This is a genomic window from Pseudomonas asturiensis, from assembly GCF_900143095.1.
Lineage (GTDB): Bacteria > Pseudomonadota > Gammaproteobacteria > Pseudomonadales > Pseudomonadaceae > Aquipseudomonas > Aquipseudomonas asturiensis.
In genome coordinates this window covers 113,084-139,838 of sequence record NZ_FRDA01000015.1, presented here as the reverse complement: position 1 = coordinate 139,838, position 26,755 = coordinate 113,084, and the positions used below count along the sequence as shown (strand labels likewise).

Here is a 26,755-nt window from a genome sequence, read left to right as displayed (position 1 = left end):
CAATAAACGCAGCGTGCTCTACAAGGCCAAGCGCAAGATCGAGTACTGCAAAGCTCAAACACGGGCCAAGGTCGAGCATCCGTTTCGCGTAATCAAGCGTCAGTTTGGCTACGTGAAAGTGCGCTTTCGTGGGCTGGTGAAAAACACAGCTCAGCTGACCACGCTGTTCGCCCTGTCGAATCTGTGGATGGCTCGAAAACAGCTGATGGGTATGGGTGAGTTGCGCGTTTAACACGGAAAACCGGGCGGAAACGCCCTCAACGCGCGCTGCATCAGGCCATTTTCAGCAAATAGCGCTGGGTGCCGGGCAAATTGCGACTCGCCGCCGCTGCGTAGCAAGTTGATCGGAGCATCCTTAGCAAACTGGTGAAATGGAGCTGCAGAGAGACGCCCAATATTTGGCGAGTCATATTTTATGTGAGGGCGAACCTACAGATCGGATGTGAGGGCCCTCAAGTCCTCTTCAAGCTCTCTTCGGAGTGTGGCTGAACTTCGGGTTATTTCTAAAACTCTGGCTTGAAATATCGATGCTAAGTTCTGACCAACTCTAGCGCTAAGGGATGGCTATTTTTTTTATGTATAGTGCATAGGGATAATGTCCTAAAAGACATTAAGTCTGAGTCGATTTCCACAATTTATAAGATGCTTTAGCGGCATCCCTAGACAAGCCCAACAACGCCCCTAGTGACTGAGGGGAGATGTCTTGATTTGAGTACATTAAATAGGTGAAGGCCGACTCCAATTCACGCTGACTTGGTACGAAGATTCGGTTATCTAGAAATTCGTCAGCTACCCCAGAAAGCCAAAAAGGCAGAGCCCGAATCTCTTCGGCCAACCGTGATCGCGTAAAGTTTGCCTTGCTGCAGGCGGTAACAAAACGGCACGGCCAGTCTTCCAATAACCAACAAACCGTCAGTAGCAGATTCAATCTGACGTCAGCAGGCAAGTACTCAAAGTCCGCGTTTAGCCGTGAAAAGCCCTGACCAATTTCAATTCCGATAGTTTCAGCTAGTATCTGACGTAGACGCATTCCATTTCTACCGTTTATCACCCCAACTAACACGCGGACTCCCTGAAAGAAGGGAATACTAAAAGGGGTTGTACGTGGGCCGTAAGGACAGCTGCTTAAATCCAGATCGCCGACCGTTTTTTTCAACCCGCTCAGAGACCTGATATCTGGCCAATTAGGTATTGAGGTCGGAGCGCAACCTAGGTCGAAACCACATCGGTGGCAAAATTTTAGGTTATGTTGAAAGACGGATTTTTTGCGACCAATACCAAGGCGGTGAAATGAAATATTGCTTTTACATTCAGGACATCTCTCTTGCATCACACACAAGTGAGTTTCACACATTGAGTAAAGCGCAAGTCTCCACGATTTACGATAGTAAGGATTAGGGTCGCCTTTTAGGCATTTAGGGCAAAATTGAAGTCCTGCGCGCCGTCGGGTACGATGGAAGACCCCCACTGGTAATATCCATGCAGTTCTACCAGCGAGGGTTAAGCTTTCAAAGATAGTGCCTTCATAGTGCGCAAGCGTCATTGAGGTTAAAACCGATGTTGCTTGCCCGGTCAGGCGAGCCAATGTAGCTAATAAATCGACTGGGGGTTGACGATCAACATCCCTATTCCAAATTGCTTTCCGATACCCAAGCAACCCCGAATAAAATGTGTGTAATGGATAGCCATTAGAAAAAGCCAAGCGAACCATCCAGGACGAAATTATTTCGTTCTGGAGCGGTTGAGGATGGATTGGCAACATATATCACACTCGTGCAGCCTGCTTAGTACGTTCACTTGGAGACACGTAGCCGCACACATTCAATATCTCCGCTGTTATTTTCTCTTGTCCTCCGCGGATGGCGTGAATGCTTGCCAAATTAAGTAGCGTGGAGAGCTCCCCAATGGTGCCCTCGCTCATGGCCAGAGTTTTGGCAGCAAGCTGTGGCTCATGTAATCCCGATGGCTTTTGAAGCGGCATTACTCGCTCGAATGACATGAGCAGCTGCCGGTACTCCTTGTTCATCTGCCATTTCGGGAGGATTTCAGGAATGAAGCGATTTTGAATTTGGGGGTCTATGCTGACCGCTCGTAATAGGTCTCCTGTACCGCATCCAACAATAGATATCTGTAATTCGTTGCCGAGATACTTAATCATGTTCAGAAATTGCTGTTGCTTGACAGAGGCCCCAGCCAATATATTATGGAGCTCGTCAATAATCAGCACCTTTAATTTAACACCTCTCAGAACTTGAATAACACGGGCCCTCTTGGCATCAGTTGAAGAGGTTGGAACTCTTTCGAATAGCGAACTCAAAATTTCGGAGTAAAACCCTGCTTCATTAGGCGTGGGAGGGGCCTGGGTATATAATACAGGTGCGATAATATGTTCACCTTCCACATTCTCATCAGCCAAGTGCCGCTGAGCAAAACTCCGGATCAGCCGAGTTTTTCCGTTATTAGTTCCACCTATAAGCAACATATTTGGCATGCGTGGTTCTCGGGGATGACTAACAAGGTCCTCTAACTTCCCGATAATTTCTTGAGCACGGGGATAGCCTATCCATCGTAGTTTTTTTAGCCAATGGATTCTGGCTTCGGGATCCAGTTCCAAGATTTCAGCTGTCACCGGGTGCAGATGCTCATAACTAGACACGGAAATCTCCTAGATCAACTGAATATCGTTGAAAGGTTGAATATCATCGTCCCAGGTGATTGATGAATCGTCAGGGACTACGGCTACGGAGCCTATAGTGTGTATTCCCCCCCACCCGTTACGCCTTTCGACCATACGTCTTTTACGCTTTTCAGTAGCGCGTTGCTGCCGAGCAAGGCGTGTCTTTTGCACTGCTGCTTCTTCGATTTCGCGCATTTTTTGGATACCTTGGAAAATCATGTTCTCATCGACGTGATTTAAAGGGTCTTCTCTCAATCTCGCTGTAGCTGCCCTTAACTCCCATAAGCTAATTGCCGGCCGTGTATTATTTAAATATGGAACTGGGCTATACGTTAAGGTATCCGGATCTAGGAAATAAACTACACTGATATCACGAGGGTCCCGGGCAAAAATAAAGGCCCTAGACTTAGGGCCATCGGAGTTTTTAGCTGCTACCCAGCGACGGAGAATCGGTGAATAATAATGAATGCCGTCAATAACCACCCCCTGCCGCTGCACTGTTCGTTCGACGTATGGAGTGAAGTCAAGTCGAAAGCTCTCTTCATCCTCGATTGGTGCAGGTAACCCCACCCCTGGTTGAACGTCCGAACCATGCACAAACTGATGATACAGCTTGATCGGAGGGACTTCATTTATACCTTTGTGCGCACGATGATGATAACAGTACACAATAAATACAGTGAACCACTGCTCTAGCTCGCTAAGCGTCATGCAAGCATGGCCTTCAGAGTCGTAATCGAACTTAGCTTGAACATTGGAGAATGTAGTGCCAGGTAAACTTTGGCATTCTCCCATGAAGGTTCGAAATGCCCGTTCAACGTGAGGCCCATAGTTAGGCTGGCCTTTTGGTCTGAACTCTAAAATTATTCCATGTTGTTGACATGCGCGAGTTAGCATGCTTCCGCGAAACTCTTTAGCATTGTCTACGTGTATTTTGTTCATCTTTCCATAGAAAGGCCATTCAGATTGGATGTCTCGCTTAGCTAGCCAGTGCTCTTTACGAATAACCGCATGTGCAATACACAATCCTGCAGACGATGCGCCTGGCGGATCCAGCGTCATTCGAAAACCACTGACCATTTTTGTGGTGACATCAATGGCGATGGTCAGATATGGGCGCCCTATGGGGAGTCTATGCTCTTCATCAACGACGATCACATCTACCTTGGTATGATCTATTTGAACAACTGCATTTGGATAATTCGCACCAGGAAAACTACCCCGGAGCGGCTCAAATTTTTCTCGTGCGGTGCGGGGGCTGTAGCGCTTACGTAGAAGTTCACGCTGATCGATTTCATATGCTCTCGCATACACAGTGTTCTTATGTGGCGGCACTAAGTCCACTTCTTGGCACTCGTGTTTGATACGCCTGTAAAGCTTGAGTACAGACGGCCGCTCTTGTTTCAAGTAATAACTGTGAATTTGTAGGGCGATGATCTGTTCGACCTCTTCATCTAGACGTTGCCCGCCTTTATCAGCACGTGGTGTTCTCAAGAGAGAAGAAACTAGTCCTGTCTCCTCAAAACGGCTAACCCAGCGATACACCGTCGTCAGGCTCTTTCCGGCATCATCCGCGACTCGTTGTACATCTCGAGTCTCGCGACCTGATAGCCCAAGAAGTGGACGAATTAACTCATAGCGCTCGACAGCCTTGTCCCACTCTTTATCTTTCGCCATCACATGTAGTCTTTTAGAAGGCTCAGCTGAGACAGGGCCGATTGTTAAATCGGTGACATTAGCAACCTCAGTGTGGCCTCCATCCATTGTGCGCAAAATGGCATCGGAGAACCCCTTCAACTCGAGCACGACTGCTGGCTGATTCTTCCAATAGACCATCTGTCCGGGGCGAATTGTTTTCATATCAGCAGTCCTGTGCGGCCCAGATTGGGGAGCGCATAGTTAAGGGGTGATCCAAATCGCACCCAATCGCACCATTCGCGATCAAATGCCAGACTGCAGGGATCATTCGCGCGCGATTGGTTAGGTTGTAGCAAAGGGCGCACAGCAGCAAATCCGGATCGGCCTCATCCAGGTCCCACAGCGTCTTCAAAATGAGAGCCTTCGCATCGGCAGACGGCTCCCTAGCGAGATACGGCCATAGGAACTTTACGTTGGCGAGGTAGGGCGTCCGAATCTCCCGCTCTGTGAACACCTCAAACCGCCACCCTAGGGCCTTGCAGTAATTTTTCGCGGCTCGGAACTTAGGGGCCAGTGTTCTCCAGTTCTTGCGAAAATCCTCGCGAAACTTGACCTCGAATAGGACTGGTTCTATCTGGTAGGGCGCCGCTTTGAAGCGAATTAGTCCGTCGGGCGTATAGCTACGCTTCCGGCCAGTAGAATCTATGTATTCGACAGCTAACGGCTGGGCAACGAATCCTTCAATGCGAAGATCAAACCTAAGGATCTCCATCAAGTCCCTCTCTAGCGATGATTCGTATCTGCCAAGAGAGGGCATCACGCCTGTCACGCTACGTGTGCTTATGCCTATTTCACGAATGGGAGCGTCCAATTTGAGGTTCATTTTCGTCTTCCGCTGGAAACTGACTCATACTTGCATTTAACGTCAGAAATTACAGTGGCAGTCGTCCGCAGCCGGGTGAGATCACCCTGGCGCATCATGGAGTTTTGTTTCTGGATGAGTTGCCGGAGTTCGACCGTCGCGTGCTGGAGGTCCTGCGCGAGCCACTGGAGTCGGGGCATATCGTGATTTCCCGCGCGCGGGATCGGGTGCGGTTTCCTGCGCGTTTTCAGTTGGTCGCGGCGATGAACCCGTGTCCATGCGGTTATCTGGGTGAACCCACCGGTCGCTGCCGCTGCTCCACCGAACAGGTGCAGCGCTACCGAAACAAACTGTCCGGCCCGCTGCTGGACCGCATCGACCTGCACCTGACCGTTGCGCGTGAAACCACCTCACTCAATCCCGGCCCGTCTACCGGCGACACCACAGCCAGCGCGGCTGCCGTCGTTGCGCAGGCCCGCGACCGACAGAATCGTCGCCAGGGCTGCGCCAACGCTTTCCTCGACCTTCCTGCCCTGCGCCAGCATTGCGCGCTGTCGAGTGCTGATGAGACCTGGCTGGAAACGGCATGCGAGCGCTTGACGCTATCGCTGCGCTCGGCGCATCGGCTGCTGAAGGTGGCGCGAACCCTGGCGGACCTGGAGCAGTCAGAGACGATCAATCGCAGTCATTTGGCAGAGGCGTTGCAGTATCGGCCTGCGAGTGGGTGAGAAGGCATGGAATCATCTGCTCTACAGATGAAAGCACTCGCAACATCTGCTGAGAGGACAGGCTTACATCTAGACTACACACAAGAAGCCTGTTTGTTGCTTCGCAACGAAAGCTGGGGATCATCATGACTGACGTCAAAACAACCGAGCTCTCGGAAAAAGCCATCCAGAATCTTGAGGCTCATATTCCCGAACTGGCTGCGGGGGCGACCTTTGCTGCCTATGTCCGCGCACTGGCCGCTGGACACAGTGTCTTGAGGGTTCAGGGCTCGAACGTGGTTGAGACGAAGGCGGACGGTGCGAGTCGAGTCGTCGCCAAGGCCAAACCTCGGCGCAAGGTGACAGTGGGCCAGATCATCACGGTCAAGCGGCTTGCTACCGATGCCTAGGTTGCGCGTCTTTGCGCGTGCGACTGGTTCATGGAGCAGTATGTGGACAAGGTCACCGGCGCAAACGACTGATATTGCTTATCCCCCTGAATCCCCGAGCATTGCGCCTTCAAATCCGAAAAGACCATGCCAGCAAATACCACCGGCATGGTCGCATCAGAATTAAAGCAAGCGACCCCTCACCGAAACCGATCAACCTCCGTGCGCAATTCTGCCGCCAGCGAGTTCAGCTCTTCAGCCGTAATAGCCAGATTGGAGACCACTTCGCGCTGTTCGCTGTTGGCCATGGCGATGCTTTGCAGGTTGCTGCTGAGCATGGTGGCGGTGCTGCTCTGCTCTTGAGTCGCGGTGGTGATGGCCGCGAACTGGTGGCCGGCGGAGCGGCTTTGTTCGTCGATCTGGGCCAGGGCCGAGGCCACTTTGGCGTTGAGCGACAGCCCTTCCTGCATCAGCACGTTGCCTTGTTGCATGGTGCTGATGGCGTTGCCGGTTTCCTGCTGGATGCTGGCGATCATGCCGGAGATTTCGTCGGTGGCCTTGCGGGTGCGCGAGGCCAGGCTGCGGACTTCGTCGGCAACCACGGCGAAACCGCGACCTTGTTCACCGGCGCGTGCGGCCTCAATGGCGGCGTTGAGGGCCAGCAGGTTGGTCTGATCGGCAATCGACGTAATCACGCCGACGATGCTGCCGATTTCCTGCGAGCGCTGGCCCAGGGTGTCGATCACGGTCGCGGTGCTGCTCAGCGACGTGGCGATCTGCTGCAGCGACGAGGACGCTTCTTCCATGGAGGTACGGCCGATGCGAGTCTGTTGCGCGTTGTCCTGCGCCAGTCGCTCGGTGTTGCCCATGTTGTCGGCGATGTTCATCGACGTTGCGCTGAATTCTTCAACCGCGCCCGCCATGCTGGTGATCTCGCCGGACTGCTGCTCCATCCCTTCGTAAGCGCCGCCGGACAGGCCGGACAAGGCGTGAGCGCGGGTGCTGACTTCCTGCGCGGCGGTGCGGATGTGCGACACCATTGAGGAGAGCGCTTCGCTCATCTTGTTGAAGCTGCCCGACAACTGACCGATTTCGTCGTTGCTGGTGATGTTCAGACGCACGCTCAGGTTGCCCGCACCCAGTTCATCGGCCTGACGTACCAGTTCGGACAGCGGACGCAGCTTGCTGCGCAGCAGCCAGATTGCGCTGATAACGGCGATGAGCATGGCCAGCAGGCTGCCAATGGCCAGTTGCGTGCCGACGTCCCAGGTCACTGCGCTGATTTCGCTGCGGGGCATGCTGGCAATGACGGTCCATGGACCGCCCGCGAAGGGCTGGCCAACGCTGTAGAAATCCTGTTTGTCGTCATTCCAGAACTGGGCCTTGCCCGGTTTGCTGGCGAGATCGGCGACTGCCTTGGCGGCATCTTCAGGCGACTGGATGCCGGCAGGCGGGACCAGCCAGGTGCCCTTGTCATCCAGCAGCGCCAGCGAACCCGTGGTGCCGATGCGGAAGCTTTTCAGGTTGTCGAACTGGGTTTTCTGCGCATCGGTGTAGTCAAAGCCGACAAACAGCGCCGCAATGATCTTGCCACTGCTGTCGCGAACCGGGCTGTACTGGGTCATGTAGTAGCGATCGAACAACACCGCTTTGCCTACATAGCCCTGGCCGGACATCAGGCGCTCATAAGCGGGAGCCTTGCGATCAAGCATCGTGCCGATGGCGCGTGTGCCGTCCTGTTTGCTCAGCGAGGTGCTGATGCGGATGAAGTCATCACCGCTGCGCACGAAAATAGTTGCCACGCCCGCTGTAAGCCGACGGAACTCGTCCACTTCGGTAAAGTCGTTATTAAGCGCCGTATCACGCAGGAACAGACCCGGGGTCTGGGCGCCGGCGACAGTGACGGGCTTGTCGGCCTGCAGCGTCAGGCCCTCGGAGAAGCGTTTTTCGAACAGCCCGCTCAAGCGCTGAGTGCTGTCGCGCAGGGTGCTGTGAAACGTGTTGAGCTGATCGGCAAGCAGTCTTGCCTCACTGGACATGTGCTCTTCGCGGATGACCAGGTTAGATGCGTCCAGAGACCTCAACGCGAACAGCGTACTGCCACTGATGACGACGGCCAGGATCACAGCCAGGGCGATACCGAGTTGCGTAGCAATTCGGGTACGGGGCTTTGACATAGGGGCTCCATGCCAAATGACTCACACCAGATCCGTGGCTCATCATTCAGCAAACGTTAGTTAGAGGTTGTACCGTTTGAAAAAAACGGTTCTTAAGCAGAGCTTCGGCCAACAACAACGATACTTGAGTACCGCGCATGGACTTTCGCAAAGATGGCATTTTCACATTATGCGCGACGTATTAGTGCAAAATTTCAACTAATGGCAATTCCATCGCCTTCACTTCTGCCTGCAGAAAGTCGCTCAAACGCCGCAACCGCTCTACACCGGGCCTTGTACGCGGCCAGACCAAATAGTAGTTTTCCCCACTGGCCACCGCCGTGCGCCATGGCAGACTCAACCGGGACTGCGCCACGTCTTCGGCAACCATCAACAAATCACCCATCGACACGCCATAGCCACGTGCTGCCGCAATCATTCCCAGCTCAAGCGTGTCGAACACCTGGCCGCCCTTGAGCGAGACCTTGTCGGCCAGTCCCATGCGGTTGAGCCAGGTGCGCCAGTCGCGACGGTCTGGCGTTGGGTGCAACAATTCAGCGTTGGCCAGCCGCTCGACGCTCCACGGCGGATCCTTCAGCAAGGTCGGAGCACCCACGGGGATCAGCCATTCCGGAAACAGCAGCGTGGCTTCCCAGTCGACCGGAAAATGACCATGGCTGAGCAGGATCGCGCAGTCGAACGGCTCCTGCGCAAAGTCCACCGCATCAATGTCCATCCATGCGCTGGTCAACTGCACTTCGTTACCCACCTGCAGGTGACGAAAACGACTGAGCCGCGCCAACAGCCAGCGCATGGTCAGGGTGGACGGCGCTTTCATGCGCAGAATGCCTTCCTCGGTCTGCAACGTACTGCACGCTCGCTCCAGCGCCAGAAACCCGTCCCGCACGCCAGGCAGCAAAGCCCTCGCCGCCTCGGTCAGTTGCAGGTTGCGCCCGTTGCGCTGAAACAATCGGCAGGCAAAGTGATCTTCCAACGTGCGGATGTGGCGGCTCACGGCACTCTGGGTGATGGAAAGCTCTTCTGCTGCGCGAGTGAACGAGGTGTGCCTGGCCGCAGCTTCGAACGCGCGCAACGCATAAAGAGGAGGAAGACGACGAGACATGTGCAGTTTCCTGAGGGGTCAGGCAACTACTGTACTGCAAATAGTCTCGCATGAGTTTTAGTCATGCTGAGCATCGGATTTATCGCTTTGTGGTGGTGACCGTAAATACCGACAATAAGCGGCTAATCAGTTCCTCTGCCGTAGAGCATCGCCATCATGCAACAGCCCGCCCTCAAAGAACTCTGGATCATCCTGCGCCTGGCCGGGCCGCTGATCGCCTCGCAAATGGCGCACATGCTGATGGTGTTCACCGACACGGTGATGATGGGCAAGATCGGCCCTGAAGCCCTGGCGGGCGGCGGTCTGGGCGCTGCGACTTACAACTTCATTTCGTTCTTCTGCGTGGGGGTGATGGCGGCGGTCGGTACGCTGGTGTCGATCCGTCATGGCGCTGGCGACACCGAAGGCGCAACCCGCCTGACGCAGGCCGGACTGTGGCTGGCGTGGGGCATGGCGCTGGTCGCGGCGCTGATTCTCTGGAACCTGGAACCCATCCTGCTGCAATTTGGCCAGGCCGAAGCCAACGTGCACATGGCCGCTCAGTTTTTGATCACGCTGCCGCTGGCCTTGCCCGGCCTGCTGAGCTTCATGGCCCTGCGTGGCTTTACCAGCGCGCTGGGTCGGGCAAGGCCCGTCATGATCATCAGCCTGATCGGTGCCGTCGCCAACTACGCACTCAATTACGTGCTGATTCATCAGTGGTTTGGCCTGCCCAATCTGGGGCTGATGGGCATCGGACTGGTGACGGCCGTCGTGACCAACTGCATGGCGCTCGCGTTGGCGCTGCACATCGGTCGCCACCCCGCCTACGCGGCGTACCCCATTCGCAAAGGCTTATCCCGGCTGTCGCGCAGCCATCTGAGTGAGTTGTGGCGTCTGGGCCTGCCGATCGGCGGCACCTACGCCGTCGAGGTCGGGCTGTTCACCTTTGCCGCGTTCTGCATGGGTGCCATGGGCAGCATTCAGATGGCTGCGCACCAGATCGCCCTGCAGACGGTGTCCATGGCGTTCATGGTGCCGGTCGGGATTTCCTACGCCGTAACCATGCGCATCGGCCATCATTACGGCGCTGGCAATATGCTGATGGCCCGCACGGCCGGGCGCTTGGGAATCGGGTTTGGTGGCACGGTCATGCTGCTGTTCGGCTTGCTGTTCTGGCTGGCGCCGCATCAGATCATCGGCCTGTTTCTGGACATCAACGACCCGGCGTTCGCCGACATCGTGGTCATGGCCGTACACCTGCTGGCCATCGCAGCCTGGTTCGAGTTCTTCGACGGCACGCAGACCATCGCCATGGGGGCGATCCGCGGACTCAAGGATGCCCGCACGACCTTCCTGGTTGGTCTGGCCTGCTACTGGCTGATTGCTGCGCCAGCGGCGTGGCTGCTCGGTTTTTACGCCAATGCAGGCGCCCCGGGCGTCTGGTGGGGACTGGCGCTGGGCCTGCTGTGCTCCGCCGTGGCGCTGACCTATGCCTTTGAGTGGAAGACCGCACGGCTGCTGCGCAAAGAACCGACCGGGGCCGTGGTGCCGGGGTGATGCGTCGGGCAATGACCGCACCTCACCCCAGCGTGGCTGCCTGAGCCTGATCAGCGTCCGATTGTAGCCAGGTGACCAGTTCAGTCAGCGGCAGCGGCCTGCTGATCAGATAGCCTTGCACCTGATCACACTCAAAACCACGCAGCAGTGCCAGTTGCTCAGGCGTCTCGACGCCTTCGGCCACCACGTCCAGATTCAGGTTGTGCGCCAGGTTGATCATGGCGTGAACCAGCTTGCGGTTTTCCTCGCGTGATTCCATTTGCCCGACGAAGCTCTTGTCTATCTTGAGCAGCTTGATCGGCAGGCTGTTGAGGTGCACGAAGGACGAGTAACCGGTGCCGAAATCGTCCAGCGAAAAGCGCACGCCCAGACGCCCCAGCGCGTCCATGGTCTGCCGGACGTGATCACTGCGGCGCATGACGGCGGTTTCGGTCAGCTCGAACTCAAGCCAGCGGGCATCGACGTCGTGTTCGTTGATCAGCCGGGTCAGGGTTGCCAGCAGTTGGCTGTCCTGAAACTGCCGGAACGACAGGTTGATCGCCATGTGCAGCGGCGCAAAACCCTGCTCACGCAACGCCTGCATGTCGCGCAGGGCGCGGAAGATGACCCAGTAGCCCAGCGGCACGATCAGGCCGCACTGCTCGGCCAGTGGCACGAACTCGCTGGGTGCCAGCAAGCCACGCTCGTGATGACGCCAGCGCACCAGCGCCTCCAGACCGACGACACGTCCGCTGCGCAGGCACAGGCGCGGCTGGTAATGCAGCTCCATGTCATCGCGGCGCAGACCCCGACGCAGTTCCCCTTCCAGATCGGCCAGGCTGCGGGCGTTGCGGTTGATGCTGTCGTCGAACAGATGAAACGTGCAGCCCTGCAGGCTTTTGGCCTGACGCATCGCAATGTGCGCGTGCCACATCAAGGAATCGGCGCCGGCCTCGGCCTGCGAATGCGCCACGCCCAGGCTGCAGCCGAGCAACAGGCTTTCGCCATCGATCCAGTAAGGCTCCGACAGCACGTCGGTAATGCGCTCTGCCAGTTGCGTGGCGCGCTCGGGCGCATGTCGAGTGTCGATCAACAGAGCGAACTCGTCGCCGCCCAGGCGGGCGATCTGGTCACCGGCCTGCAACTGACTCTTCAACCGGGCAACCACCTGCAGGATCAGCCGATCACCCGCCTGGTGGCCCAGCGCGTCGTTGGCGCGGCGGAAGCTATCCAGGTCCAGGTGCCCCAGCGCCATGCTGCCGCCGCTGGACAGCCGCGCTGCCAGCAGCGCATGAAAACCTTGTCGGTTGGCAATCCCCGTGAGCGGGTCCTGACCCGCAAGGCGGCGCAGGGTGTCCTCCAGACGGCTGCGCTCATGGGCATAGCGCAGACAGCGATTCAGCACATCCCGGTTGAGCCCATCGCGCACCAGCCAGTCACTGAAGCCGGGCAAACCGGCCAACGGCTCGGCCTCGAGCAGCGCCACCATCGGCAACGTACAGCTGCCGGTGGGCGGTTGCAGGCTGGGGGTCGCCAGCAACACGGTATTGCGCTCGTTGCCGTAACGGGCGTCGAACGCGCTCCATTCAGTGGCGCACAGCAGCGTCATCGCATGGCCCGGATCGGTCAGGCAACCGCTCAAGAGCGCCTCCCAGGAAGGCTCTTGGGCCAGTAACAGCAACCGCAAGGGTTCGACAGGCGTAGGCAATCTAACTTCCTAAGTTCAAAGGAAAAAACTGATGGCTGCACGCTCGCGAGCGTACAACGAATGCACTTGTTTTCGCGCCGCGGCGCAAATGTAACAAAAACGAAGAAATTAGATAGTCGTCACGACCTTTCTACGATGATCGCTGCACAAACCCGTGGGCCTGTTAAAATGCCCGACCTTTTCGCAAACGACTTTCAGGCTGTCATGTCCCGACTCAATCCCCGGCAACAGGAAGCCGTGAACTACGTCGGCGGCCCTCTTTTGGTGCTCGCCGGTGCAGGTTCCGGCAAAACCAGCGTGATCACGCGCAAGATCGCCCATCTGATCCAGAACTGCGGCATCAAGGCCCAGTACATCGTCGCCATGACCTTTACCAACAAGGCCGCGCGCGAGATGAAGGAGCGGGTCGGTACGCTGCTCAGGGCCGGTGAAGGACGCGGTCTGACGGTCTCGACGTTCCACAACCTGGGCCTCAACGTCATCCGCAAGGAGCACACGCGTCTGGGTTACAAGCCGGGCTTTTCGATCTTTGACGAGGCCGACGTCAAGGCGCTGATGACCGACATCATGCAGAAAGAGTATTCCGGCGACGACGGCGTCGACGAAATCAAGAACATGATCGGCGCCTGGAAAAACGACCTGATCCTGCCGGCCGAAGCGCTGGAAAACTCGCGCAACCCCAAGGAACAGACCGCCGCCATCGTCTACACCCACTACCAGCGCACGCTCAAGGCGTACAACGCAGTGGACTTCGACGACCTGATCCTGCTGCCGGTGAAGCTGTTCCAGGAACACGCCGACATTCTGGAAAAGTGGCAGAACAAGGTCCGCTACCTGCTGGTGGACGAATACCAGGACACCAACGCCAGTCAGTACCTGCTGGTCAAATTGCTGATCGGCACCCGCCACCAGTTCACCGTGGTAGGCGACGACGACCAGTCGATCTATGCCTGGCGCGGCGCACGGCCGGAAAACCTGATGCTGCTCAAGGACGACTACCCGTCGTTGAAAGTGGTGATGCTGGAGCAGAACTACCGCTCCACCAGCCGCATCCTGCGCTGCGCCAACGTGCTGATCTCCAACAACCCACACGAATTCGAGAAGCAGCTCTGGTCCGAGATGGGCCACGGCGACGAGATCCGCGTGATCCGCTGCCGCAACGAAGACGCCGAAGCCGAGCGCGTTGCGGTGGAAATCCTCACCCTGCACCTGCGCACAGACCGGCCTTACAGCGATTTCGCCATCCTGTACCGCGGTAACTATCAGGCCAAGCTGATCGAGCTGAAACTGCAGCACCATCAGATTCCCTACAGGCTTTCAGGTGGCAACAGCTTCTTCGGCCGTCAGGAAGTCAAAGACCTGATGGCTTATTTCCGCCTGCTGGTGAACCCCGACGACGACAACGCCTTCCTGCGGGTCATCAACGTACCGCGTCGGGAAATCGGCTCGACCACGCTGGAAAAGCTCGGCAATTACGCCACGGAGCGAAAGATTTCGATGTACGCCGCCACCGACGAAATCGGCCTGGGCGAGCATCTGGACAGCCGCTTCACCGACCGCCTGCAACGCTTCAAGCGCTGGATGGATGGTGTGCGCCAGCAATGCTCGCAGAACGATCCCATCGCGGTGCTGCGCAGCATGGTCATGGACATCGACTACGAGAACTGGCTGCGCCAGAACAGCTCCAGCGAGAAAGCCGCCGACTACCGGATGAGCAACGTCTGGTTCCTGATCGAGGCGTTGAAAAACACGCTGGAGAAGGACGAAGAAGGCGGTATGACCATCGAGGAAGCCATCGGCAAGCTGGTGCTGCGCGACATGCTTGAACGTCAGCAGGAAGAGGAAGACGGCGCCGAAGGTGTGCAGATGATGACCCTGCACGCTTCCAAGGGGCTGGAGTTTCCCTACGTGTTCATCATGGGCATGGAAGAAGAAATCCTGCCGCACCGCTCCAGCATCGAAGCCGACACCATCGAAGAAGAGCGCCGCCTGGCCTACGTGGGCATCACCCGTGCGCGCCAGACCCTCGCCTTCACCTTCGCCGCCAAGCGCAAGCAGTACGGCGAGATCATCGACTGCGCGCCCAGCCGTTTTCTCGATGAATTGCCGCCTGACGACCTGGCCTGGGAAGGTAACGACGACACCCCGACCGAGGTCAAGGCGGTACGCGGCAACACCGCCCTGGCAGATATCCGCGCGATGCTGAAACGCTGACCGGCACAAGAATCGATCATTTATTGCGCAATGGCGCACCCAAGGAACCGAAGTGGAAGCACTGCACAAGAAGATTCGCGAAGAAGGCATCGTATTGTCCGACCAGGTATTGAAGGTCGATGCATTCCTCAATCACCAGATCGATCCGGCGCTGATGAAGGCCATCGGTGACGAGTTCGCACGGCTGTTCGCCGACGCGGGCGTTACCAAGATCGTCACCATCGAAGCCTCGGGCATCGCCCCTGCGGTGATGGCGGGCCTGAACATGGGCGTGCCGGTAATCTTCGCCCGCAAACATCAGTCGCTGACCCTGACCGAAAACCTGCTGTCGGCCAGCGTGTACTCGTTCACCAAACAGGTCGAAAGCACTGTTGCGATCTCGCCGCGCCACCTGAGCAGCGACGACCATGTGTTGATCATCGATGACTTCCTGGCCAACGGCAAAGCCTCGCAGGCGCTGATTTCGATCATCAAGCAGGCGGGCGCCACCGTTGCCGGACTGGGTATCGTGATCGAGAAATCGTTCCAGGGCGGCCGCGCCGAGCTGGACGCGCAGGGCTATCGCGTCGAGTCACTGGCACGGGTCGAATCGCTGGCTGATGGCGTCGTGACCTTCAAATAAGGGTTACGTCAGCACACCGAGCGTGCGCAACCGCCGATACAGGGTGCGCTCGCTCAGCCCCAGCTCTTTCGCCAGTTCGCTGCGCGACCCCTGAAATACGCTGAGCGCGTGCGCGAGCTTCTCCAGTCCATCGTCCTGGCGGCGGGGCAACACGCGCCCGGCCTCGTTGTGCCCACGCACTTCGGCAGGCAAGTCCCGCACGCGAATCACCCCGTCATCGGTGAACAACCGGGCGCGCTCCAGAATATTGCGCAGTTCCCGGATGTTGCCGGGATAGCTGTAGAGCCGCAGCAGTTGCATGGCGTCGGGATCAACGCGTGGCGCGGCCCCTTGCGAACTGCGTTGCAGCAGGCTGTCGATCAACAGCGGCAAGTCATCGGTGCGCTCGCGCAGTGCGGGCAGTCGAATGGGGAATGCGCTGATGCGATAGAACAGGTCCTGTCGAAAGCTGCCTTCGGCCACCATGTCCTTGAGCGGCTTGTGGGTCGCAGTGACCAGACGGAAATCCGAATGCACGGTTCTCAGGCTGCCCACCGGCCGAAAACTGCCAGACTCGATCAGGCGCAGCAGCTTGACCTGCATGGCCAGTGGCACTTCGCCGATCTCGTCGAGAAACAACGTGCCGCCGTGCGCCGCTTCGGCCAGGCCGATCTTGCGTTGTAGCGCGCCGGTGAACGCGCCTTTCTCGTAGCCGAACAGCTCACTCTCCAGCAGCGTATCCGTCAGCCCGGTGCAATCCACCACCACCAGCGGCCCGGCTGATCGCGAGCTGCTGGCATGCAGGGCGCGGGCGAACAATTCTTTGCCGGTTCCGGACTCACCTTGCAGCAACACCGGGATTTGCGCTGGCGCGGCGCGTTGCAAGGCGCTCAGCACCTCTTTGAACGCGGCGGATCGACCCACCAGTCCGTGCTGCTGAGGCTGAACCGAGGCCACCGCCACTGAACTCAAGCGCTCGACGTAGGCGATGACCTCGCCGTGCTCCCCCAGAATCGGGCGCAATTCAACGTCGACATGCTCAGGGCCGCGCGGAGTATGGTGGATGTGCAACAGGCGTTCCGGCAGCCGGGTCTCATGTGCCTTGCGCATGGGGCAATGCTCACCGGCCTGATCACAAGGCACGGCGTACTGATGCGACACCCGATAACACTTCTCGCCCACATGCGGTACGCCTTCGACACCGAACTGGCGCTGATAGGCACCGTTGGCCGCGATGATGTTGTAGTCGGTATCCAGAACGATGGTGGGCCGCTCGTCATGCTCAAGGTAGGACACCAGCGACTGCATGCGGCTGCCGGAAAAATCGGTGGCAATGAGGGACATGGCAGTTCCTGTGCGGGTGGCATGAAAAGCGTTGTGCAGTTTAGCGCACTGCACTGCCAGATACTGCCATTCACTGCCACTCAACTGCCAGAACGTGACAGCCCGGATAAGTATGAACGGCGACTCCTCATCAGGCTCAAACACCCAAGGCCTTTATGCGAAAGGGTTCGAGCCAGAACCTCGGTCGTTGGCATGCTTATTGACTCTATATCGCAACGACTGCCAACCGCCCTGCCTGCTGGCGCGGGTTTCGGGCGACTTACAGCCACAGGGATTCGAACATGATCATCGATGACAAGCTTTACCTCGAGGCGCTGTTCGACAGCCAGACCTGGACCGTCAGCTATCTGCTGATGGACCTTGCCAGCAAGCAGTGCGCGATCATCGACAGCGTGCTGGACTATGACCCCAAATCGGGACGCACGCGCACCGAGTCTGCCGACCGGATGATCGGCCGCGTGCGGGCCATGCAGGCCTCGGTGCAGTGGATTCTGGAAACTCACGTGCATGCCGACCACATGTCCGCTGCCGCGTACCTCAAGAAAAAGCTGGACGGACAAACCGTGATCGGCCGGCACATTACTCAGGTCCAGGAAACCTTCGCTGCGCTGTTCAACGCGCCGGCCGATTTCGCCTGCAACGGCAGCCAGTTCGACGTCTTGCTCGACGATGGCGCAACGTTTGCCATTGGCACGCTGCAAGCCAGAGCCCTGCATACGCCAGGACACACGCCCGCGTGCATGAGCTATCTGGTCGAGGTCGGTGGGCAAACGGTCGCGTTCGTCGGCGATACGCTGTTCATGCCCGATTACGGCACCGCCCGCTGCGACTTCCCCGGTGCCAGTGCACGCACGCTGTATCGCTCGATCCGCAAGCTGCTGGCCTTGCCGCCGCGGACGCTGTTGTTCATGTGCCACGACTACCAGCCCAACGGCCGGGAGCTGAAGTACATGACCACCGTCGCCGAGCAACGCGCCAGCAATATCCATGTGCGGGACGGCATCAGTGAAGACGCGTTCGTCAGCATGCGCGAAGCCCGTGACGAAACACTGGAAATGCCCGTGCTCATGCTGCCGTCAGTGCAGGTCAACATGCGCTGTGGCCAACTTCCAGAGCCGGAAGACAACGGTGTCCGCTACCTGAAAATCCCGCTCAACACCCTTTGACTCCCGTCAGCTTTCGGAAACCTTGCGATGAATGCCTCCACTGCCAACTGCCAGATCCTGATTGTCGGTGCCGGTGCTGCCGGCCTTTCGACGGCCGCCAGTCTCCTGGCCCGCGACAAGACCTTGAGCATTACACTCGTCGACCCGGCCGACACGCACTATTACCAGCCGGGCTGGACGATGGTCGGCGCGGGCATCTTCTCGCCTGAAACGACTGCACGCAGCATGGCGTCACTGATTCCCAAGGGCGTGCAGTGGATCAAGGCCGCCGTGGCGAGCTTCGAGCCACAGGCCAACAGCGTGACGCTTCAGGACGGGCGAACGCTGGGTTATCAGCAACTGGTGGTCTGCCCCGGTCTCAAGCTGGACTGGGCGGCTATCGACGGACTGGTCGAGACACTGGGCGCCAACGGCGTGACATCCAACTACCGCTACGACCTGGCGCCTTACACCTGGAAACTGGTCCAGAACCTGAAACAGGGTCGTGCGCTGTTCACCCAGCCACCGATGCCGATCAAGTGCGCCGGAGCGCCGCAAAAGGCGATGTACCTGTCCTGCGATCACTGGCGAAAGGCGGGGCGTCAGGGTCGGATCACTACGCAATTCTTCAACGCCGGTGCCGTGCTGTTCGGCGTGGCGGACTATGTTCCGGCGCTCATGACGTATGTCGAGCGCTATGCCATCGACCTCAGGTTCAGTCACAGACTGGTGGCCGTCGATGGGCCTGGCAAACGCGCCACCTTTTTACGTACCGGGCCGGACGGCAGCAGTGAAACGGTGGAACAGGGTTTCGAGATGCTGCACGTGGTGCCACCACAGATCGCCCCGGACTTTATCCGCACCAGCCCGCTGGCCGATGCCGCAGGCTGGGTGGACGTCGACCCGGCCACGCTTCGCCACCGCCAGTTCGCCAATGTGCATGGTCTGGGCGATGCCACCAACACCAGCAATGCCAAGACGGCGGCAGCTGCTCGCAAGCAAGCGCCGGTGGTTGCCCACAATGTGCTGGTCGCTTTGGGGCGGCTGACTGATCCGGTCATCTATGACGGTTATGGCTCGTGCCCGCTGACGGTCGAGAAAGGCAAAATTGTGCTCGCTGAATTCCTCTATGGCGGCAAGGTAGCGCCCAGCTTCCCACAGTGGCTGCTCAACGGACGACGACCGACCCGCCTGGCCTGGTGGCTGAAAGAGCGCGTACTGCCAACCCTTTACTGGCACGGCATGCTCAAGGGCCGCGAGTGGCTGGCCAAACCGAAGAAGGCCGCTGCCGAACATGGGTGAACATCAACTGCTGGGCGCAGGCCTGGGCGCCATCATTGGCGCGGTGCTGGCGTTGACCGGCGCGGGCGGCGGGATTCTCGCGGTGCCGCTGCTGGTGTTCGGGCTGGGCCTGTCGATTGTCGAGGCTGCGCCGGTCGGTCTGCTCGCCGTGGGCATGGCGGCAGGCGTTGGCGCGGTGCTGGGTTTGCGTCAGGGCATCGTGCGCTATCGCGCCGCGGCTTACATCGCCGGTATCGGGGTGGTGGTCGCGCCACTGGGGCTGTGGCTTGCGCATCGCCTGCCCAACGCTCCGCTGGCCCTGCTCTTTTGCGCCGTGTTGCTGTATGCCTGCGTACGCATGCTGATCAGGGCCCATCGCGAACTGCGCGACGGCGCACCGGCCCCACGCGCCGACGTGCTGCCCTGCGTAATCAATCCACTGCGAGGCCGCCTGCGCTGGACCATGCCCTGTCTGCGAGCCTTGACGATGACCGGTATAGGCTCGGGGCTGCTGTCCGGTTTACTCGGTGTGGGCGGTGGTTTTGTGATCATCCCGGCGCTGACGCGTTATACCGATCTGGACATAAAAAGCGTCATGGCGACCTCGCTGGCAGTGATCGCCCTGGTGTCGACCGGCAGCGTCATCACCGCCTCGCTGAGCGGGGTCATGCACTGGACCGTAGGCTTGCCGTTCGCACTGGGAGCGATGGTCGGCCTGTTGGCCGGCAGGCAGATTTCGTGCTACCTGGCCGGGCCTCGCCTGCAGCAGTTGTTTGCGCTGTGCGGGATAGTGGCGGCCTGCATGCTGGCCCTGTCAGCGCTACGGGCCTGATGATCGTGCCCATGCTCCGTTGGTGGTGCACAGCTTTAGTGGATAAAGGCAAAACCGGTCATCAGCCAGTACATTCACCAAGTGTTGCGCCTGAAAAGCAGTCTTCGTGGACAAGTCCACTCCTACGGATTGAGAACCGGTTTATCAGCTAGTGGGAGCGGACTTGTCCGCGAAGGGGCCGGATGCTATTGCCCATGCTCTGCGTAATGCACGGCCTCATGGATGAATACAAAACGTGTGGGAGGCGGCTTGTCGGCGATGCGTTTTTTCAGTCAGCCCTTCAGTGACTGACTGGGTGCTATCGCCGGCAAGCCGCCTCCCACGAGTTTTTTTCATTGGGCGGTGTTTTGCAATCCGGCCAGCAGTAGCCTTTGATAAAGCTCTTCGCGTAGCCCCTGCGGTTTATCGAGCTGCATACGCTGTAGATGCTCCATGTAAGCGTCAGGCTCCGGCGCATCAAGCGTGGCCTTGCCCAGCTCAAGAATCTCGGTGAGTTTGAATTTGCCCTTGAGCCAGTTCAGCGCCCGGAGCAGATCGCGCTCCTGCGGGCTGAAATCGCAGCCCAGCGGGTACTCGGTGAACAACGAAGCATGCCGCGAGGCAATGTCCTGCAAGCGCTCCGGCGTATTCTGGGTGAAGCGCGGATCGAGGCTGAAGTTTTTCGGCAGTTTGCCAGCCTTTTGCGCCTGCTCGATCAGCCCGACCTGGAAGCGTGAGTCACTGATGTTCAGCAGCCGCTCGATCACGGTCGCGTCGGTCTGACCTCGCAGGTCGGCAATCCCGTATTCGGTCACGACGATATCGCGCAGGTGCCGGGGAATCGTCGCGTGACCATATTCCCAGACAATATTGGAGCTGACCTCGCCGCCTGATTCGCGCCAGCTGCGCAGCATCAGAATCGAGCGCGCGTCTTCAAGCGCATGGGCCTGAGCCACGAAGTTGTACTGCCCGCCGACGCCACTGAGGACACGTCCATCTTCCAGTTGGTCGGCCACCGCCGCCCCCATCAGCGTGACGGTGAAGGCGCTGTTGATGAAACGTGCATCACGCCGCTGCAAGCGCTTGAGCTCTTCATTGCCGTACAGCTCGTTGATGTAGCTGATGGCAGTCATGTTGAACTGCGCCAGACGCTCGACAGGCAGCTCGCGCAGTCGCTCGTAGAAACTGGTCGGGCCCAGAAAGAAACCGCCATGCACCACCACGCCATCGGGATGGACGTCCTCATCCAGAGTGCCCATGTTGGCCAGCCGTTGCCGTTCTGCGTCGGGATACACCTTGCGCCGTATGATCCCCGCATCGGCCAGCACCAGCAGGCCGTTGACGAACATTTCGCTGCAACCGTAAAGGCCGTTCGCAAAAGGCTGCATCCCGCCTTCGCGATCGATCAGCGTTTGCCAGTTGCTCATGTTCAACTCGGCCAACAGCGCACGCCAGGACTCGTTGTCTGCCTGACGGGCCAGCAACGCGCCGGTCAATGCATCGCCCATCGAGCCGATGCCGATCTGCAGGGTGCCACCGTCACGCACCAGCGTGCTGGCATGCAGGCCGATCAAGTGATCCTGATAGCCCACCGGCATGTTAGGGGTGGAGAACAGCGTGCTGTGCTCCTCCTCGTCCAGCAGAAGGTCGAAGGCTACGGCATCCAGCTCCGAGTCACCGGGCATGTAGGGCAGGTCGACGTGCACCTGTCCCAGCATCAAAATGGTTTCACCCGCCGCCCGACGCTTGGCGATCATGGGCAACAGGTCGAGCGTCACATCAGGGTTACAGCTCAGGCTGAGCTTGCCCGGCCGCTGTTCGTCACGGGCCACGAGCTGCGCGACAAGGTTCAGACCGCTGGCGTTGATGTCACGGGCGGCGTGGCTGTAGTTGCTGCTGACGTAGTCTTGCTGGGCGGACTCGCTGTTGAGCAGACTGCCTGGCTGCATAAAGAACTGCTGAACGCGGATGTTGGCCGGCAGGTTGTCGCGGCGCAGCGCGGCGAAAAAATCGAGCTCGGGGTAGTCACCGAACGTGCGCTCCAGAAACGGCTCGAGAAAGCGCGCCTGCAAGCCTTCCCCCGGTGTCGGACGCCCCAGGGTCAACGCGGTGTAGATGGTCAGTTTGCGCTCAGGCAACTCGCTGATCCGCTGATACAAGGCGTTGACGAATCGATTCGGCTTGCCCAGACCCAGCGGCATGCCGAGGTGAATATGCTCGGGTAGCTGCGAAAGAACGTAATCGACGGCTTGCTCAATGGAACAGGACTGCGGCATCCGAGCTCTCCTGATGTGTTATTGGATGCAGCTTGGACAGGTACGGGCGGGAAAGTGCTGCGCGGCGTGTGATTTGATCGTTCCCCTGCTCTGCGCTCGTCGTTATACACACGTCTTGAGCCGCCTCCCACAATCAGGTATCTGCTGTGACACCTGTCTTGACCGATGAGCCGGGGGCATGGGCACGATCAAGCACCCGCAGGATCACTTCAACCCCGACATCTTCTGAATCGCGCCTTTGAGGTCTTCATCAGAACAATCGCCGCACGTGCCTTTGGGCGGCATGGCGTTGATGCCGGTAATGGCCTTGGCCAGCAGCCCGTCGAGGCCGCCTTCTTTCTGGGCACGATCAGTCCAGGCTGCGGTATCACCGATCTTCGGCGCATTGGGCATGACGCCGCTGTGGCAGACGGTGCAGTGCTTGGCAATCACATCATCCGCCGATCGGGCACCACCGCCTCCGGCAGAACCCACAACCTGGACGCCAGGACATGCCTTGCCTTGAACACAGACCTGCCCGACCGGCTCCAGACGCCTGGAGATCTCTTCATTGCTCGCCGCCTGAGCGTTGAAGACCCAGAATGCCAGCGCCGCAGCGACGGCCAGAAGCTTGTTTGTCAGGTTCACGCTCAACACCCTCAAGGTGACTGGGTCACGCCTGCGCAAATGGGCTGGCAGGCCGCAAAAGTATAGCGGGCGGCAGGCACGCTCGGAACGCGCCTGCAGTCGGAAAGCCATTTGAGCGACGAACACAAAGGTCAGTCATCACCCCTGAAAACAAGGGCTGCGGGACAGTTACATCAGAAGTTGGCGGGGGTGGCTGCGCTGATTAGCCGCGCCGGGGCGTCGAACGGATTACGAAAGCGATGCGGACGCGTGCTTTCGAAATAGTAACTGTCGCCCGCTTCGAGCAAGTAGGTGTCCAGCCCGACCACCAGTTCCAGACGCCCTTCGACGACAATGCCGGTTTCTTCGCCTTCGTGGACCAGCATTTCCTCACCGGTATCGGCACCGGGCGGATAGGTCTCGGTCAGGAAGGCGATGGCACGGCCCTGGTGCGACTTGCCGACCAGTTTCATGGTCACGGCACCGTCCGAGATATCAATCAGTTCACTGGCTTTGTAAACCACCTGAGTCGGATTCTCGGGTTCGATTTCTTCGGAGAAGAATTCGACCATCGACATGGGTATCCCGCCCAGCACCTTGCGCAGGGAGCTGATCGAAGGGCTGACGCTGTTTTTCTCGATCATGGAAATGGTGCTGTTGGTCACACCTGCCCGCTTGGCGAGTTCACGTTGGGACAGGCCCTTGAGCTTGCGGATCGATTGCAGTCGTTCACCCACGTCCAATGCGGTATTCCCCCAGATTTAGTCAGGTCAAGTCGTTATGAGCGCCATGATGGCACAGCGTTCAATATTTACAACACTCGACCGGCGACCGGAACGCAGGGGTACAGGTGACGATGTAGAGCCTCAGCTTTCGGAATAAACCCGAGGCACACGGCGCAGGTTACAGAATATCTGGTACGGAATTGTGCCCGCGTGGGCGGCCACATCACTGGCTAGCACGTGCTTGCCCCAGAGTTCGACATGGCTGCCAAGACCGGCCTGAGGCAAGTCGGTCAGGTCCACTCCGAGCATGTCCATGGACACCCGCCCGACCAGCCTGGAAGGCCGCCCGTCGATGAACACCGGCGTTCCGGTGGGTGCCTGACGTGGATAACCGTCGGCGTAGCCCATTGCCACGACGCCGATGCGTGACGGACGGTCTGTGACAAAGGCCGCGCCATAACCGACAGGCTCACCGGCGGCCAGCTCGCGCACGCTGATGATTTTCGACTCCAGCGTCATGACCGGCTGCAGGCGGTCAGCCAATCCCTGTGACTCACTGAACGGCGTGGCGCCGTACAGCATGATGCCAGGCCGTACCCAGTCGCTCTGGATCGTCGGCCAGCCCAGCACGGCCGGGGAGTTTTTCAGGCTGGTTTCGGCGGTAAGACCCTGACGGGCGGCTTCAAAAACCGCGACCTGGTCAGCACTGGCCGGGCTGTTCAGTTCATCGGCCCGCGCGAAGTGACTCATCAGCACGATCCTCGCCACCTTGCCGGTCGCCAGCAGACGCTGGTACGCCGTGCGGTACTCCGAGGGATGCAGGCCCACACGGTGCATGCCGGTGTCGAGCTTGAGCCAGACGGTAACGGGCTGGCCGAGACGGGCCTGCTCCAACGCCTCCAGTTGCCACATCGAATGCACCACCATCCACAGGTCGTGCTGGACGATCAGCGCCAGTTCGTCGGCTTCGAAAAAACCTTCCAGCAACAAGATGGGCGAAGTGATACCCGCCGCACGCAATTCCAGCGCTTCTTCGATGCACGCCACCGCAAATCCGTCTGCCATGGCTTCCAGCGCCTGGGCTGCGCGCACTGCACCGTGCCCATAGGCGTCGGCCTTAAGGACGGCAAGCGCCTTGGCGCCAGTGCTTTCGCGGGCCAACTGGTAGTTATGACGCAAGGCTTGAAGATCGATAAGAGCGCGGGCTGGACGCATGGGGAGGGTATTGCCTGAGCAGGTGATAAAAAAGCCCGACGCCGAGGGTGCGTCGCCGGGCCAGAAAAAAACGTTATGGCAGTGCGGCGACCACCGACAGCTCGACCAGGATTTCCGGTTCGCACAGCTTGGCTTCAACGGTTGCGCGAGCAGGTGCAACGCCTTTTGGCAGCCACTTGTCCCACACACTGTTCATACCGGCAAAATGCGCGTCGATATCCTTGAGGTAAATCGTGACCGACAGAATGCGAGTCTTGTCGGTACCTGCCAGGTCGAGCAGTCGCTCGATACTGTCCAGCGTTTCCTGGGTCTGCTTCTCGACACCGGCGGCCATATCATCTCCCACCTGGCCCGACAAATAGACGGTGCCGTTGTGGACGACGATCTGACTCATGCGCTCATTGGTGAGCTGGCGCTGGATTGACATGCTTTGCGTTCTCCTGGGTACTGCCATAGCGAGAGATATCAAGGCCTTCGGCACTGATCTGGGGTGTCTTGCGGGCCATGAGATCAGCCAGCAAGCGGCCGGAACCGCACGCCATTGTCCAACCCAGCGTACCGTGGCCGGTGTTGAGGAACAGGTTGCGCATAGGCGTGGCACCCACGATCGGCGTGCCATCCGGCGTGGTGGGACGCAGCCCGGTCCAGAAATCGGCCCGGGTCAGATCACCGCCCTGAGGATAGAGGTCACCGACGATCATCTCCAGTGTTTCGCGTCGGCGCGGGTTGAGCGACAGGTCGAAGCCTGCAATCTCGGCCATGCCGCCGACGCGGATGCGGTTATCGAAACGGGTGATCGCGACCTTGTAGGTCTCGTCGAGAATGGTCGATGTCGGTGCCATGGCCGGGTTGGTGATCGGAATGGTCAGCGAATAGCCTTTGAGCGGATAGACCGGGGCCTTGATGCCCAACGGCTTGAGCAATTTGGGCGAGTAGCTGCCCAGCGCCAGCACGTAGCGGTCAGCGGTTTCCAGCTTGCCGTCGATCCACACACCGTTAACGCGGTCGCCTGCGAAGTCCAGCCGTTCGATGCTTTGTCCGTAACGGAACTCCACGCCCAGCTTCTCGGCCATTTCGGCCAGGCGCGTGGTGAACAACTGGCAATCGCCGGTCTGGTCGTTGGGCAGGCGCAAGGCACCACTGAGGATTCCGGTCACGCCTGCCAATGCAGGTTCGACACGGGCGATACCTTCGCGATCAAGCAGCTCATACGGCACGCCGGACTGTTCGAGCACGGCGATGTCCTTGGCAGCGTTATCCAGTTGTGCCTGAGTGCGGAACAACTGGGTGGTGCCCAGGCTGCGACCTTCATAGGCGATACCGGTTTCCAGACGCAGTTCGTCGAGGCAGTCACGGCTGTATTCGGACAGCCGCACCATGCGCTCCTTGTTCACGGCATAGCGACTGGCCGTGCAGTTGCGCAGCATTTGCGCCATCCACAGGTACTGATCGATATCGGCGGTGGCCTTGATGGCCAGCGGAGCGTGGCGCTGCAGCAGCCACTTCATGGCCTTGAGCGGCACGCCCGGCGCAGCCCAGGGCGAGGCATAGCCGGGTGACACCTGACCTGCGTTGGCGAAGCTGGTTTCCATGGCAGGTGCGGGTTGACGGTCTACCACTGTGACCTGAAAACCTGACCGCGCCAGATAATAGGCACTGGTTATACCAATCACACCGCTACCAAGGACCAGAACGCGCATGTTGACGACCTCATCGCGGATATCCGCTGACGTTTTGAAGTTTTAAGCAAGGATGTGGC

At 58.8% G+C, this 26,755-nt stretch carries 22 protein-coding genes and 1 pseudogene; 9 read left to right on the top strand and 14 right to left on the bottom strand.

Annotated elements, in window-relative coordinates; all coding sequences use genetic code 11:
- Window positions 1-232: transposase (locus tag BUB69_RS22380; protein WP_141121842.1), on the top strand; the 232-nt coding region annotated here is incomplete at its 5' end.
- A 378-nt stretch (window positions 233-610) separates the two neighbouring features.
- On the opposite strand, the gene BUB69_RS22375 is transcribed toward BUB69_RS22380, so the two are convergent.
- The 4 genes from BUB69_RS22375 to BUB69_RS22360 are packed head-to-tail and all read right to left on the bottom strand — an operon-like array spanning window position 611 to window position 5,198.
- The gene (locus BUB69_RS22375) at window positions 611-1,762 is read right to left on the bottom strand and encodes a TniQ family protein (protein ID WP_073170640.1); all 1,152 of its coding nucleotides are present in this window, start codon (window positions 1,760-1,762) and stop codon (window positions 611-613) included.
- A gap of 3 nt (window positions 1,763-1,765) precedes the next feature.
- On the bottom strand, window positions 1,766-2,656 hold the full coding sequence (locus BUB69_RS22370; protein WP_073170637.1) for a TniB family NTP-binding protein: 891 nt from the start codon (window positions 2,654-2,656) through the stop codon (window positions 1,766-1,768).
- A 9-nt stretch (window positions 2,657-2,665) separates the two neighbouring features.
- A complete protein-coding gene (locus BUB69_RS22365; RefSeq protein WP_073170634.1) occupies window positions 2,666-4,537 on the bottom strand; it encodes a Mu transposase C-terminal domain-containing protein in 1,872 nt (623 codons plus the stop codon).
- A 1-nt stretch (window position 4,538) separates the two neighbouring features.
- A complete protein-coding gene (locus BUB69_RS22360) occupies window positions 4,539-5,198 on the bottom strand; it encodes a heteromeric transposase endonuclease subunit TnsA (RefSeq protein ID WP_073170630.1) in 660 nt (219 codons plus the stop codon).
- Window positions 5,199-5,254: 56 nt separating this feature from the next.
- Here BUB69_RS22360 and BUB69_RS22355 point away from each other — a divergent pair.
- Together BUB69_RS22355 and BUB69_RS22350 are read left to right on the top strand one after the other, a co-directional pair.
- Window positions 5,255-5,905: pseudogene (locus BUB69_RS22355) on the top strand (ATP-binding protein); the annotation flags it as partial.
- Between the two features lie 125 nt (window positions 5,906-6,030).
- Window positions 6,031-6,294, top strand: coding sequence for a hypothetical protein (locus BUB69_RS22350; protein WP_073170628.1), 264 nt, complete (start codon window positions 6,031-6,033; stop codon window positions 6,292-6,294).
- A gap of 179 nt (window positions 6,295-6,473) precedes the next feature.
- Here the strand turns inward: BUB69_RS22350 and BUB69_RS22345 are convergent, their stop codons facing one another.
- Window positions 6,474-8,450: a methyl-accepting chemotaxis protein gene (locus BUB69_RS22345; RefSeq protein WP_073170624.1), complete on the bottom strand. Its 1,977-nt coding sequence runs from the start codon at window positions 8,448-8,450 to the stop codon at window positions 6,474-6,476.
- 181 nt (window positions 8,451-8,631) lie between these two features.
- A complete protein-coding gene (locus BUB69_RS22340; RefSeq protein WP_073170621.1) occupies window positions 8,632-9,552 on the bottom strand; it encodes a LysR substrate-binding domain-containing protein in 921 nt (306 codons plus the stop codon).
- Between the two features lie 156 nt (window positions 9,553-9,708).
- Between BUB69_RS22340 and BUB69_RS22335 the strand changes: the two genes are divergently transcribed.
- Window positions 9,709-11,091: a NorM family multidrug efflux MATE transporter gene (locus BUB69_RS22335; protein WP_073170618.1), complete on the top strand. Its 1,383-nt coding sequence runs from the start codon at window positions 9,709-9,711 to the stop codon at window positions 11,089-11,091.
- A gap of 22 nt (window positions 11,092-11,113) precedes the next feature.
- On the opposite strand, the gene BUB69_RS22330 is transcribed toward BUB69_RS22335, so the two are convergent.
- Window positions 11,114-12,778 carry a putative bifunctional diguanylate cyclase/phosphodiesterase gene (locus BUB69_RS22330; RefSeq protein ID WP_073170615.1) on the bottom strand — a complete coding sequence of 555 codons (1,665 nt, stop codon included), beginning with the start codon at window positions 12,776-12,778 and terminating at the stop codon, window positions 11,114-11,116.
- Between the two features lie 204 nt (window positions 12,779-12,982).
- On the opposite strand from BUB69_RS22330, the gene rep reads away from it, so the two are divergent.
- Window positions 12,983-14,992: a DNA helicase Rep gene (gene rep / locus BUB69_RS22325; protein WP_073170655.1), complete on the top strand. Its 2,010-nt coding sequence runs from the start codon at window positions 12,983-12,985 to the stop codon at window positions 14,990-14,992.
- A gap of 52 nt (window positions 14,993-15,044) precedes the next feature.
- Window positions 15,045-15,614 carry a xanthine phosphoribosyltransferase gene (locus tag BUB69_RS22320; protein ID WP_073170612.1) on the top strand — a complete coding sequence of 190 codons (570 nt, stop codon included), beginning with the start codon at window positions 15,045-15,047 and terminating at the stop codon, window positions 15,612-15,614.
- A gap of 3 nt (window positions 15,615-15,617) precedes the next feature.
- Here BUB69_RS22320 and BUB69_RS22315 read toward each other — a convergent pair whose 3' ends face one another.
- On the bottom strand, window positions 15,618-16,937 hold the full coding sequence (locus tag BUB69_RS22315) for a sigma-54 interaction domain-containing protein (RefSeq protein ID WP_073170609.1): 1,320 nt from the start codon (window positions 16,935-16,937) through the stop codon (window positions 15,618-15,620).
- A 281-nt stretch (window positions 16,938-17,218) separates the two neighbouring features.
- Here BUB69_RS22315 and BUB69_RS22310 point away from each other — a divergent pair, with 281 nt between their 5' ends.
- The 3 genes from BUB69_RS22310 to BUB69_RS22300 are packed head-to-tail and all read left to right on the top strand — an operon-like array spanning window position 17,219 to window position 20,195.
- Entirely contained in the window at window positions 17,219-18,103 is an 885-nt protein-coding gene (locus tag BUB69_RS22310) for an MBL fold metallo-hydrolase (RefSeq protein ID WP_073170605.1), read from the top strand.
- A gap of 27 nt (window positions 18,104-18,130) precedes the next feature.
- Window positions 18,131-19,384, top strand: coding sequence for an NAD(P)/FAD-dependent oxidoreductase (locus BUB69_RS22305; RefSeq protein WP_073170602.1), 1,254 nt, complete (start codon window positions 18,131-18,133; stop codon window positions 19,382-19,384).
- On the top strand, window positions 19,377-20,195 hold the full coding sequence (locus BUB69_RS22300; protein ID WP_073170599.1) for a sulfite exporter TauE/SafE family protein: 819 nt from the start codon (window positions 19,377-19,379) through the stop codon (window positions 20,193-20,195). The genes BUB69_RS22305 and BUB69_RS22300 overlap by 8 nt, the downstream gene beginning before the upstream one ends.
- A 332-nt stretch (window positions 20,196-20,527) precedes the next feature.
- Here BUB69_RS22300 and BUB69_RS22295 read toward each other — a convergent pair whose 3' ends face one another.
- The 6 genes from BUB69_RS22295 to dadA all read right to left on the bottom strand — a co-directional run bounded on the left by BUB69_RS22295 (window position 20,528) and on the right by dadA (window position 26,696).
- The gene (locus BUB69_RS22295) at window positions 20,528-22,450 is read right to left on the bottom strand and encodes an acetyl-CoA hydrolase/transferase C-terminal domain-containing protein (RefSeq protein ID WP_073170595.1); all 1,923 of its coding nucleotides are present in this window, start codon (window positions 22,448-22,450) and stop codon (window positions 20,528-20,530) included.
- Between the two features lie 204 nt (window positions 22,451-22,654).
- Entirely contained in the window at window positions 22,655-23,077 is a 423-nt protein-coding gene (locus BUB69_RS22290) for a c-type cytochrome (RefSeq protein WP_073170653.1), read from the bottom strand.
- Between the two features lie 173 nt (window positions 23,078-23,250).
- Window positions 23,251-23,799: a cupin domain-containing protein gene (locus BUB69_RS22285; protein ID WP_073170592.1), complete on the bottom strand. Its 549-nt coding sequence runs from the start codon at window positions 23,797-23,799 to the stop codon at window positions 23,251-23,253.
- 123 nt (window positions 23,800-23,922) lie between these two features.
- Entirely contained in the window at window positions 23,923-24,996 is a 1,074-nt protein-coding gene (gene alr, locus BUB69_RS22280; RefSeq protein ID WP_073170589.1) for an alanine racemase, read from the bottom strand.
- Window positions 24,997-25,069: 73 nt separating this feature from the next.
- Window positions 25,070-25,423 (bottom strand): RidA family protein, encoded by a 354-nt coding sequence (locus tag BUB69_RS22275; protein ID WP_024687424.1) that lies wholly within the window; start codon window positions 25,421-25,423, stop codon window positions 25,070-25,072.
- The gene (gene dadA, locus BUB69_RS22270; RefSeq protein ID WP_073170586.1) at window positions 25,395-26,696 is read right to left on the bottom strand and encodes a D-amino acid dehydrogenase; all 1,302 of its coding nucleotides are present in this window, start codon (window positions 26,694-26,696) and stop codon (window positions 25,395-25,397) included. Before dadA ends, BUB69_RS22275 begins: the two co-directional genes overlap by 29 nt.
- Window positions 26,697-26,755 lie beyond the last annotated feature (59 nt).